The 13199-nt window shown below is 41.8% G+C and carries 7 protein-coding genes; 5 read left to right on the top strand and 2 right to left on the bottom strand.

Annotation, left to right across the window (positions count from 1 at the left end; translation table 11 throughout):
* Both ABYB02_RS08955 and ABYB02_RS08950 read right to left on the bottom strand, forming a co-directional pair.
* The coding region (locus tag ABYB02_RS08955; protein WP_372762128.1) for a pyrimidine/purine nucleosidase domain-containing protein at window positions 1-478 on the bottom strand (478 nt) is incomplete at its 3' end.
* 73 nt (window positions 479-551) lie between these two features.
* On the bottom strand, window positions 552-2087 hold the full coding sequence (locus ABYB02_RS08950; protein ID WP_372762127.1) for a GGDEF domain-containing protein: 1536 nt from the start codon (window positions 2085-2087) through the stop codon (window positions 552-554).
* 206 nt (window positions 2088-2293) lie between these two features.
* Here ABYB02_RS08950 and ABYB02_RS08945 point away from each other — a divergent pair, with 206 nt between their 5' ends.
* The 5 genes from ABYB02_RS08945 to ABYB02_RS08925 all read left to right on the top strand — a co-directional run.
* Entirely contained in the window at window positions 2294-4081 is a 1788-nt protein-coding gene (locus ABYB02_RS08945; protein WP_372762126.1) for a M61 family metallopeptidase, read from the top strand.
* A 150-nt stretch (window positions 4082-4231) separates the two neighbouring features.
* Window positions 4232-6307, top strand: coding sequence for an EAL domain-containing protein (locus ABYB02_RS08940; protein ID WP_372762125.1), 2076 nt, complete (start codon window positions 4232-4234; stop codon window positions 6305-6307).
* Window positions 6308-6450: 143 nt separating this feature from the next.
* The gene (locus ABYB02_RS08935; protein WP_372762124.1) at window positions 6451-8610 is read left to right on the top strand and encodes a S46 family peptidase; all 2160 of its coding nucleotides are present in this window, start codon (window positions 6451-6453) and stop codon (window positions 8608-8610) included.
* Window positions 8611-8900: 290 nt separating this feature from the next.
* Complete coding sequence (locus ABYB02_RS08930; RefSeq protein ID WP_372762123.1) at window positions 8901-11900, top strand: TonB-dependent receptor plug domain-containing protein; 3000 nt, start codon at window positions 8901-8903, stop codon at window positions 11898-11900.
* 182 nt (window positions 11901-12082) lie between these two features.
* Window positions 12083-13199: O-acetylhomoserine aminocarboxypropyltransferase/cysteine synthase family protein (locus ABYB02_RS08925; protein WP_372762122.1), on the top strand; the 1117-nt coding region annotated here is incomplete at its 3' end.

Genomic DNA, 13199 nt, shown 5'->3' with positions numbered 1-13199 from the left:
TGTATTTATATTCTACTTCGCTAATGGAATGTCCGCCCCAACAGACTATCATGCTAGGTTCGCTGTTTACTTTAAGGGCACCGGCATTTCTGAGCATGTCAAACACCATATGGGTGATGGCTTTTTGCTCTTTAAGGTCTTTTTCGTATTTTTGGCAGATAAACAGAATATCGCGGATCACAGAGAATATATGCTCGTGAATGCCGGTAATAATATCACCATCAACAAAGGCAATATCGGGTGGGTTTTCTAACTCAATTTTAATGCCCCGTTCGCGACTGACTAAGCGAATGTCAAAATCTTGATATTTATCGTAAATGTCATTACTAACATCAGTATGGCTGCCGACATTTAGTACGGCCAGTGCACAATTTCTAAATAAGCGATAACGTTCGCTAGCCGAAGATTGCTCTAATAAATCCACTTCTAATTGCGACAGTAAATCTAATACCCCAGTGGGGTTTAACTGTATTAACATAGGCGTACTCCTTGCTGCTGGTTTGGTAAAAACTACGTGGTTATAGAACACCCGTTACCTAGGGGTTATAACACTATTTACTCATACACAGACGATCCCGGCCTGAGTTTTTCGCTTCGTACAAAGCATCATCTGCTCTGTCAAATGCTTTTAATACTGTATCACCTGGCTTAAACTGCGTGGCGCCTAGCGACACGGTAATTTCTATTTGTTTACTTTTAAATTTAAAAGGGATCTTTTTTATATTCTCTTTTAGTTTATTGAGGCGCACAGCAGCGGTTTCAAGCACTGTGTTAGGCATCAATATAACAAACTCCTCACCTCCATAGCGGGCGATGAAATCGGTTGCTTCTATTGAGTTTTTTAACGCTTTAGCAATTACTTGCAAGGTGATATCGCCCGCGGTATGACCAAAACGGTCATTGACGTCTTTAAAATGATCAACATCTATCACCACTAAGGTGATATCAGAGGGTTGTACGTTATATAAATGCATTTCGTGATGGTAGCGCTCGTCAAAAGCTGCTCGGTTTGGAAGTTTTGTGAGACCATCAAGTAAGCTTTTAAAGCGTTGTTCATTAAGGCGCTTTTTGTAGTTGCTTAATTTATTTTCTAAACAGCCAATGCGGCCATTTATTTCACCAAAGCTGGCAATAAGCTGTTCACGGTCAGAGCGTTCAAGTGCTTCTTTGGCCATAAAGTCTTCGCTCAGCGACTTTAACTCTATATCCACCAGCTTTTTTAACGATGAGATAGACGCGGTACTTTTAGTTTGTTCGTTCAGGTTGTTAATTTTTGTTTTGATGCGCTTATTTAACGCGTCAAACTCAACGCCCATGGATTCTGAATGCTGGCTTGTTGAAAAAATAGACTGATGTAATTGCCCGAGCGTTTTGTTCAAAGAAAATAAAAAGCTTTGTGCTGATTCGCGTTCACCATTAATGTTTTTGACAATGATGGCAATTATTTCAAGTGCGGCTTCTAACAACGCTTCTAAGGTATGGCACTGTATAATTGTTGCGCGTATTGCTTGAACTTGTTCGGCAGATTCGTCTTCCAAAACCAGCTGGTGAGCCAATCCCAGTAATTTATTGGCTAAGGCTGAGGTGGCTGAGCGCTGTTTATCTTGCTCTAAGGTTAGTTTTGTATCGAGTGTTTGTTGATAAAACGTCACCAGTTGATTGAGCAAGGGAATATAACCGTGAGTAGATTTAACATTGTCGAGGTCGTCATCTAATAAATGCCGCAGCTTTTTACGCGTATCAGCAGGTAAATCTTTATTTTTTTGTAGTTGTTGACCCGCAGCTTGAATGCTTGAATGTAACGCGCGTTGGTTATTAAGTTGCACTGTTTCTTGGTTTTTTAACAGCGTAAGGATGTCATCAATTAATGGGGTTAATTGCGCAAAATTGACGCCTTTATTTAGGGTGTTTCTGAACGCAGCTAAGCGATTGTCTAATTCAATATCAAGGCCTTTACAGCATAACGATAACTTAGCTACAAAATGAGTTAGTGTATCTACTTGATATTTCCTTGCGTTCTCAAGCACCTTTCTCTGTTTTAGAGCGTGATTGAGCTGTTCGTCCATTGTATTAGATTTTTCAGGCACCTAATCATACCGCCATTTTTAATGTAATCTTGGTTTAGTTTACAACATATTTATATTATGTGTAGGTATCTCACTAAAAACTTGGCGTTTTTAGGGTGAAAAATGTGAATAAACGGCACTAAAAGTGTGTTTATCGTTTTTAATTCACTTTTAAATAGCTGCTTGTTAGTCTTGTTGCAACAAAAAAATGATAACTATGAGCCGTTATGAAAAAGCTACTTACCTTGTCGCTGTTAGCTGCGTGTGCAACTCCCGTGTTTGCCGATGTTAACTACTCCTTAAGTATTTCTCAACCAGAGCACCATTTAGGTGATGTGCAGGTAGAATTCCCAAAAACTGCCCAAGCACATCTCGATGTGAAACTACCGGCATGGCGTACTGGGCGTTATGAAATATTAAATTTAGCCAATGGTGTGCGTTACTTTGCTGCCAAAAATGAGCAGGGCGAGCCATTACAATGGGAAAAAGTTGATCACAGTACCTGGCGTATTCATTTAACTGAGCCCACGCAAGTTAATATTGACTATCAAGTGTATGCCAACGAGTTGGGCAAGCGTGCACGTCATATAGATGACAGTCATGCCTTTATTGATGCATCAGGTTTTTTTATGTTTAGTGAATCTTTTCGTCAAGAACCGGTAACGGTGAACTTGCAGGTGCCTAAAGCATGGCGTTCGGTATCGGGCATGGATAATGCTAAAGGTAAACATAGTTTTAAAGCCGCCGATTACGATGTATTAGTCGACTCGCCTATTGAAACCGGCGTAAACCAATTACATACCTTCAGCGTTGATGGTCGTGAATATGAACTGGTTATTTGGGGCGAAGGCAATTATGACGTTGCTTTAATGCTCACGGATCTAAAAAAGCTGGTCACAACGGGGGATGTAATTTGGCATGACTACCCGTATCAGCGCTATGTTTTTATGGTGCATGCTACATCAGGTGCAGGCGGTGCGACTGAGCATTTAAACTCGACTATTATTCAGCGCCCACGCGACCGTTTTGCTAAACGCGAGGATTATTTAGCATTTATTAGTACCGCAGCACACGAGTTTATTCATACTTGGAATGTAAAAGCATATCGTCCTCAGGGGTTGACCCCTTACGATTACACCAATATGAACTATTCGAAACTATTGTGGATTGCTGAAGGCTCTACCAGTTATTTTGAAGATCATTTATTAGTACGTGCCGGCATACAAACCACAGATGAGCTGTTTAACGGCATGACAAAAAGCATCAACCGCCACTTACTTACCCCAGGCCGAGAAGTGCAAAGTGCCAGTGAAACGAGTTTTGATAAATGGATAAATCAGGGGGGGGATCATGCACGTAACTACAGCACCAATATTTACTCCGAAGGCTCGCTGCTTTCGCTGGCACTCGATATTGATTTACTTGAAAAAAGTGAAGGTAATATCAGTTATCGCGACGTGCATAACGCGCTATATAAATTGCATAAACTGCCCGCGGGATTCAACGAACACGATGTGTTAACTATTTTACAACAGTTAACGGGTCGCGATTACAGCCAATGGTGGCAGGCTAATGTGGCCTCACCAGCGCAGTTAGATTTTGCTGCCTTACTGAATAAAGTGGGTTTAAAGTTTGTGCGCCCCGATACAGCAAAAACGGTGGCGAGTATTGGGGCGCAGGCTAAAAACAGCGGCGAACTGTTAGCACTGACTCATGTACGTCGTGATGGCGCCGCATGGCAGGCGGGCTTAACCACTAAAGATAAGCTAGTGGCTATTAATAAGCAGCATGTAGGCAACAGCCTGACTGACAGTTTAGACATGTATAAGCCGGGTGATACTGTGGTTATTGATTACATTCGCCGCGATGCATTGGCCAGTACCGAGCTGGTATTAGCAGCTGATTTCGATAAACCGAAAAAAGTGCAGGCCAACATGGATGCGACTGCGGCGCAAAAAGCATTGTTTAAAGCATGGATTGGGGTTGAACACCCCGCTGATGTAAAACAAGACTAATCATCGATAATTAAAGGAGCTTAAACGCTCCTTTTTTATATTTACATGACTGGCGAACAGTCATTTATTACACACCCACTTTGGCTTAGGCAGGTTATTTTTCATTTTTTGACTATTATTAAACAAACTGTTTATGGATATCGTCTTAATATGGATTCAAAACCAGCTATCAATATAATAGCCCCTCAATATGTTACTCATGATCCCCTGCATAAACTGTTTGATCTGGTCAGTGCTATCTCGGTGCAAGGCTATGACGAGCAACGCCGTGTTATTTATTGGAATAAAGGCAGTGAGCTGCTTTACGGCTACAGCGAGCAAGAGGCGTTAGGAAAAAAATTAGAAGATCTTATTATTCCGCCATCTCTGCATGGCGCAGTGATTGCGGCACACAATGACTGGATTAATCATAATATAGAAATCCCTGCTGCTGAAATTACTGTACGTCATAAAAATGGCCAAGAAATTGTGGTTTTTTCCAGTCACGTGATGTTTATTAACCAATATAATAATAAACAAATGTACTGCATTGATATTGATTTAGCGGCAGTTAAAAAAGCTCAAGCCCAAGTTAAGTTTAATGAGCACATGCTTGAGGCGATATTTGAAGCCATCCCAGACTTGTTTTTTTTAATGGAACCCGACGGCACAATTCTCGATTACCATGCCGGTGAAATAAATAACCTGTATACCTCGTCAAAAGAATTTATTGGAAAAAAAATGGCCGATGTTTTACCCGATGAACTGGCTAATAAGTTTACCAGTCATATTGAAAAGGTGTTAAAACAAGATGAAATGGCACGATTTGAGTATTCACTCAATGTGCCAAATGGGCTGGTTTATTTTGAAGCTAGAATTAACTATGTGACCGAATATAAACACATTATGGTAATTATACGCGATATTACCGAGCAACATAAATCGGCGGAGTTAATTCGTCACCAAGCCTATTATGATAGCTTAACTGTATTACCGAATCGGTTTTTAGCGCTGGATCGGTTATCGCAAATAATGATCGAAGCCGATAGTGCAGCTGAGCAGGCGGCGGTGTTATTTTTAGATTTAGATGACTTTAAAAAAGTGAATGATTCGCTGGGGCATGAAGTTGGCGATCAGCTGTTAATTGAGTCAGCAGCGCGGTTAAAACAGCTACTACGCAAACAAGATACCTTAGGGCGTTTAGGCGGGGATGAGTTTATTATTCTATTACCCAGTATAAGGGAACAGCAGTATGTGTTAGAAACGGCCGAAAAACTGCTGGGCAGCTTTAGAGATCCGTTTAAAATTGCCGGCAAAGAGTTAATACTTACGGTGAGTATTGGCGTGGCTATTTACCCCGAAAATGGCTGTAGTACTTCCGACTTACTGCGTAATGCCGATACAGCCATGTATCAAGCTAAAGCGTTGGGGCGTAACACCTATTCATTTTTTACTAACAAAATGAATACCATTATTAAGCGTCGATTAGCCATTGAAGATCAAATGCACGGTGCGCTGCAGCGCAATGAATTTGAATTGTATTTTCAGCCCCAATTAGATGTCAGTAATCAAGTTATTTTTGGCGCAGAAGCACTGCTGCGTTGGCGTAATGGCGTTTTGGGGCAGGTTGCGCCCGATGAATTTATTCCCATAGCAGAGCACACCGGATTAATTGTGGCCATAGGTAAATTTGTTATTCAGCAGGCATTATTATTTTTAGCACAGTGGCAAAACCAGCAACGAAAACAGTTTACAATCGCGATTAACTTATCTCCCGTTCAGTTTAGAGATCCTGAGCTGATCAGCTTTATTCATAAGGCACTTAACGCCAGCAATGTGGCTGCTGACTGCTTAGAGTTTGAAATTACTGAAGGGGTATTAATGAGTGGACACGCAAATATAACTAATTGCTTAAAGCAAATGACTGAGTTAGGGATAAAATTATCGATGGATGATTTTGGCACCGGTTACTCATCACTGAGCTATTTACGGCAATACCCCTTTAATATACTAAAAATAGATCGTAGTTTTATTAATAGTATTACCAGCAAACAAGGTGATTACAACTTAGTTAAAGCTATCATAGCTATGTCACATAGCTTAGGTTTAGAGGTGGTGGCCGAAGGAGTTGAAACCGAGCAACAGCTAATGTTATTGAATGAACTAGGCTGTGATTACGCTCAAGGCTATTATTTTAGTAAACCGCTCCCTGTTGCGCAATTTCTTGATTTTACGTCAAATTATTAATTTATATTCTTCATTTCGCTGGGCTGTTTAGTTGACTAAATTTAATAAAACCCGTCCTTATAGCTTATATTTATCGCAGAGTTATTGATTTTAGTTGCGTTTCGCGCGTACTCTTAATGGAATATAAAAAAAAGGACTAGAGAATGCGTTTAAAACCTATTATAGCGACGCTTGCGATAGCAGTTGCAAGTACAGCTGTTGCAGACGAGGGCATGTGGCAGCCTCATCAACTTCCAGAATTAGAATCAATCTTAAAAGCTAAAGGATTAGAAATAGACGCAAAATCTATTTCAAAACTAACCGAATTTCCAATGAATGCAGTGATCAGTTTGGGTGGCTGTACGGCTTCGTTTGTATCGCCTAAAGGCCTAGTGGTCACTAACCACCACTGTGCTTATGGCTCAATTCAATATAATTCAACACCTGAAAATAATATTTTAGAAAATGGTTTTTTAGCTAAAACCACCGCAGAAGAGTTACCGGCAGCACCAGGGTCGCGAATTTATGTAACCGAAACGGTAACTAACGTTACAGATAAAGTATTAACGGGCACTGAGCAGCTTAGTGGCAAAGCGCGTTACGATGCACTGCAAAACAACGAAAAGGCGTTAGTGGCTAACTGTGAAGCGGATGAAAGTTATCGTTGTAATGTGTATTCATTTCACGGTGGCTTAGAGTTTTACTTAATGAAGTCGTTAGAAATAAAAGATGTGCGTTTAGCTTATGCGCCGGCAATGGGGGTGGGTAAATACGGTGGCGATATCGATAATTGGATGTGGCCGCGTCATACCGGTGACTTTAGTTTTTACCGCGCTTATGTAGGTAAAAACGGTAAGCCAGCTGAGTTTAGTGAAGATAACGTTCCTTATGTCCCTGACTCATTTTTAAGTGTGAGTGCAAAAGGCGTGCAACAAGGTGATTTTGTGATGGTTACGGGGTACCCAGGGCGAACCAACCGTTACCGCATCGCAGCCGAAGTAGACTATGTATTTAATACCAGCTACCCAAAATCACGTCAACACAATGCTAAATATGTCTCATTAATTAAAGAAAACTCAGCGGATGGTAGTAAAGCGCGTATTGCCTACGAAAGCACCATTGCCGGCTACAACAACTATATAAAAAATTATGGCTCGATGATCGAAAGCTTTAATAAAGGCACCATGTTTGAACGAAAAAAGGAATTTGAACAACAACTTAGTGCATGGATAAACAGCGACGCTCAACGTAAAAAACAATACGGCAAGGTGTTAAACGCATTGACTGAGCTGGTGGCGCAATCGCAACAGCACAATGAACGTGACCGAATGTTAGGGTATGTACACCGCTCACAGATGATCAGCACCGCTCGCAGCTTATACCGCTTAGCGTATGAAAAACAACAACCGAACGCCGCGCGCGAATCGGGTTATCAACAGCGTGATATGCCCCGTTTTGAAGCCGGTTTAAAGCGTATGACGCGCCGTTATGATGAGACGGTAGATAAAGCCATTTTACTGCACTTTTTAGAGCTGTATGCCGCCCTGCCTAGAGCAGAGCGTTTTGTAGAAGTTGATAACGCGTTTGAGTTACAAAATGGCTTTAATAAAGCTAAACACAGCGCACTACTTAATGAAATGTATGCTAAATCAACACTGAATGATGAAGCGACGCGCTTGGCGTTATTTAACCAATCATTGACTGAAATTGAGCAAAGTCAAGACCCGTTTATTCAGTACGCTAAAGCGATTTTTACCGTCATGAAAGCAGAAGAGGATAAAGACAAAGCATTGGCTGGTAAACTTCAAGCCGCGCGTCCTAAGTTAATGGCGGCAATTATTGCCTTTAATAAAGCGCAAAATAAAGCTGTGTATGCTGATGCGAATAGCACCTTACGGGTTACTTATGGCACGGTAGGCGGGTATTCACCCCAAGATGGTTTAGTGGCTACGCCATTCACCACCCTTGAAGGGTTGCTGGCTAAAAATACCGATATTGAGCCCTTTAATGCGCCTAAAAAGCTACAGCAGCAAATTAAGGCCAAACTATTTGGTGATTATAGCGGCGGTATGAACACAGTACCCGTTAACTTTTTATCCAACGTAGATACCACGGGGGGTAACTCAGGCTCCCCCACGCTAAACGGTAAAGCGCAGCTGGTGGGACTGCTGTTTGATGGTGTGTATGAAAGCATTATTGGCGATTGGGATTATAACCCCGCGCTTAATCGCTCAATTCATGTGGATTCGCGCTATATGTTATGGGTGATGGATAAAGTCGATAACGCACAAAACTTATTAGATGAAATGCACATAGTGCACTAAATCATTGTCTGCAGTTAAAGTTAACCAGCAGCGCCGCTAGATTAGCGGCGCTTTTTTGTACCTGCTCACCGGCAACCGCGTGGCTTGCTCGCATTGTTGTTATGTTTTTGTTATTAAAAATGTAAGCAGTTACCTCTAAAATATAGGGTCTAACCTGTTAAAAGTTATGAAAGTTTTCTTGACACGCTTTGAGTTAGTACGTCGCTATGTTAAGTGCATGTTAAATTAATATGTATAATGTATATTTTACGCAGTAAATAATAATAACTCTTAGTTCAAAGGGAATAACTATGAAAAACAACTTTGCAACAACGTTTAAGCGCTCAGTTACCGCTGTGGCGGTCGCGATGACGCTGAGTGCTGCTTTTCCGACTATAGCGGCCAGTAACACATCAGGCTCGATATATGGTAAAGCTAATCCAGATACCCAAATCACCTATAAAAACAAAAATACCGGTGTTACACGGACTGTTAATGTGAGTGCGGATGGGCGCTTTAATATCGGCAGTGTACCGGCAGGCACCTATATTGTGACCAATGCCGCAGGTGTTAAAAGAGAAGTGAAGGTATTACTGGGTACCGGTAGCAGTGTTAACTTTGTGGGGGAATCTCCAGAAGTTATTCATATTACCGGTAATAGAATTAACTCTATTGATACCTCTTCCGTAGAATCAACATCAGTTTTTGCTGCCTCTGACATAGAGCGCTTACCCTTACCACGAAATTCTGTAGCGGTGGCTTTATTGACACCGGGTGCAATCCAAGGTGGGGCAAACTTTGGTCGAAACTTACCTTCATTTGGTGGCTCATCTGTCGGCGAAAATGGCTATTATATTGATGGTATGGATGTGACTAACTTGCGTTCACTTTTGCAGTTTGCAAACTTACCGCAAGACGCTATTGCGCAAACTCAGGTTAAATCTGGAGGCTACGGTGTTGAATATGGTCGTGCTCTGGGCGGTATTGTGAATATTGTTACCCGTTCAGGTACCAATGATTGGCAATTTGGTGGCTCTGTTTACAGTACGCCACAAGCACTGCGTGCCGATGCTAAAAACACCACTACTTTTAAATTAGATGGTTCTAGTGAGATATCAGCATATAACGCTGATGATGAACGTTCTAACTTTGAATACAATATGTATGCTGGTGGTTCAATCATTGAAGATAAGCTATTTTTCTTTGTAAACGTAGAAGGTCAAAATTACGAAAGTGATAATTACTCTCGCTTTGACAGTAATAATGTCAAAGTCGATACACCAAATTATTTAGCAAAACTCGATTGGTACATTACCGAAGATCACCTGTTACGCTTCACGCATATCAATAATGAAACAGAATACGATCGGGTAAATTATCAAAATGCAAATGATGATGAATGGGTGGGCCGACACGGTGAAGAGGCGTCTTCGTATACTTACAAAGAAGGTGGCGACATAAACATTTTAAGCTATACCGGTTATTTAACCGACAGCTTAACAATGAACTTGATGTACGGCGAGCTACTTCATGAGTATTTAACCGTGCCTAACTTACCGGGTGATGATTGTGCTTATGCATGGGATACCACCGGCGGTGTTGGTTGGGGTGGTCGAACCGCCATTGGTTGTTGGAATGCACCAGTACAATCAACGGTTACCGATCAAGTTACTGATCAAGACGAGCGCACCAGTTATAAGATTGATTTTGATTGGGTGATTGGCGATCACACTATACGCTTTGGTTATAACTCAGAAGAGTACGATTCGACTTCACCGGGCATTAAATATTCAGGTGATGCATACTATCGCTATATTACAGCGGATGATGGTGAAAATGGCTGTGTGGTAAATGGTACTGCTTTACCATGCGGTACCGAAACTGTGCGTATACGCAAGTATAATACGCAAACTGCGACCTTTGGCGTTGAAAATACAGCTTGGTATATTGAAGACACATGGCAAGCGACCAATGACCTAATCGTTTACGGTGGTATCCGTGGTGAAACCTTTACCAATAAAGCCGGTAGTGGCGATGTGTTTTTAGAGTCTGATAACTTGATTGCACCTCGTATTGGTTTTGCATGGGATATTGATGGCGACTCGAGTAAAAAATTATACGGTACGTTAGGGCGTTACTACATTCCAGTTGCGTCAAACACAAATATACGAGCCACTCGAGAAGAAAGCTTCTATGAAGACTATCATTTTGTAGCGGGTGGATGGGATGCTAAGGGCGAACCCATTGGTTTAGGTGATAAGTTTGGTTACAGCACAGTAGATGAGCAAAGACCTAACCCAGCAGTGATAGCGGATCATAACTTAGAGCCCATGTATCAAGATGAGTTGATTATTGGTTATCAGCAAGAGCTAAATGAAGATTGGACAGTCGGCACTAAGTTTATGGGACGTACCGTAGGTAATGGTATGGATGATGCTTGTACCCATGACGGTTTTGTGCGCTGGGCTGAAGATCAAGGTCATGATAACTTTGACCCGCATTCAATGGCGGGCTGTTACATCGTCAACCCTGGTAAAGATGTGACGTTAAGCATGGATCTAAATAACGATGGTAACTTAACTAAGACCACAGTACCGGCTGAGTATTTTGGTATGCCTGAGTACAAACGTCATTACCTCGGTCTTGAGTTAACGGCTGAAAAAGCGCTTTCGGATAATTGGAAAGCTAACTTCTCTTACGTACTATCGAGAACCTTTGGTAATGTAGAAGGGTATGTAAACTCATCGTTAGGACAAGAAGATGCGGGCGCGACACAAGATTTTGACCACGCCAACTTTATGCATGGCGCCTACGGTAATTTACCAACAGACCGTACCCATCAGTTTAAAGCATTTGGTTTATATGAAGTGAATGAGCAAGTATCATTATCGGTTAACTTCTCGGCAGTCTCAGGTATTCCTTTAAGCTGTCAGGGTTATGTTAGCACTGATGGTATGCTAGAAGGTGATGGTTCAACTGCTTATGATTTAGGTAACTTTAGACGTTATTCTGCTTCAAGCTTTTACTGTGTTGATGAAAATGGCGAGCAGCAGCTTACCAAGCGTGGTGATGAAGGACGCTCTAACTGGTTATTCAATACAGACTTAGGGGTTAGTTACTTCCCTGAGTGGGCTGAGGGTTTATCGCTTTCAGCTAAAGTATATAATGTATTTAATACTCAGCGTCCAGATACCTATAATCAACAAAAAGATTTAGCTAGAGGTAACCAAAATGTTAACCCTGACTTCCTACGAGCTACTGGCTATCAGCCTCCACGCTACGTACAGTTAATGGCACGTTATAGCTTCTAATAGCTTTTAAAGTGAACAAAGCAGCTAATTCATTAGCTGCTTTTTTTATGCTTAAAAAATAATCGAGCTAAATTTAAAATATTGCAGCATAAAATCTCAACACCCTTTAGTTTATTTCATGTGCAATTGTCTATTGATAAGTGCTAGTTTAGTGCTATACCGATTAAGCAAAGGAAATACTTATGAAACTAGAATCTTTAGCGTTGCATCATGGTTATGAAGCAGAAGCGACAACTAAATCGGCGGCGGTGCCGATTTATAACACCTCGTCATATACTTTTGACAACACCCAGCATGGTGCGGATTTATTTGATTTAAAAGTGCATGGCAATATTTACACCCGCATCATGAACCCCACTAATGCGGTGTTGGAGCAGCGCATTGCAGCGATGGAAGGGGGGATTGGTGCGCTGGCGGTGTCTTCTGGTATGGCGGCCATTACCTATGCAATTCAATGTTTATGTGAAGTCGGCACTAATATTGTCAGTACTAGCCAAGTGTATGGAGGTACGTATAATTTATTTGCCCATAGCCTGCCACGTCAAGGTATTGAGGCGCGGATGATTAAAGCCGATGACTTTGACGGCTTTGAAAACGCTATAGATGACAATACCCGCGCGGTTTTTTGTGAGTCAATTGGTAATCCTGCCGGCAATATTGTTGATATTGCTCGATTAGCGAAAATAGCGCACAGTAAAGGGGTGCCTTTGATTGTTGATAATACCGTTGCAACGCCCTATTTGTGCCGTCCATTTGAGCTCGGCGCCGATATCGTGGTGCATTCTTTAACTAAGTATATTAACGGCCATGGTACGGCGATTGGTGGTATGATTGTAGATTCAGGCAAGTTTGACTGGAAAGCCAATGCTACACGTTTTGCGATGATGAACGAGCCGGATCCGTCGTATCATAATGTTATTTATACCGAAGCCTTTGCTGAAGCCGCTTTTATTGGCCGTTGTCGTGTGGTGCCACTGCGAAATACCGGCGCGGCGCTTGCGCCTAAAAACGCCGCCGATATTTTAATTGGCTTAGAAACACTAGGCTTAAGGATGGATCGCCACTGCGAAAATGCTCAAAAAGTGGCTGAGTTTTTAGAAGATCACAGTAAAGTCACTTGGGTAAACTATGCCGGCTTAGCATCAAGCCCTTACCATGCTATGAGTAAGACAATCACCAATGGCAAAGCGTCGGGTATTTTAAGCTTTGGTATTGAAGGCGGGCTTGAAGCAGGTACGCGTTTTATCGATGCCCTTAAAATGATTTTACGGCTGGTGAATATAGGTGATGCGAAGTCGC

Origin of the sequence: Pseudoalteromonas sp. (assembly GCF_041613455.1) — a bacterium.
Classification (GTDB): Bacteria; Pseudomonadota; Gammaproteobacteria; order Enterobacterales; family Alteromonadaceae; genus Pseudoalteromonas.
The sequence above is the reverse complement of the archived record's forward strand: the minus strand, read 5'-3'. Positions and strand labels throughout refer to the sequence as shown.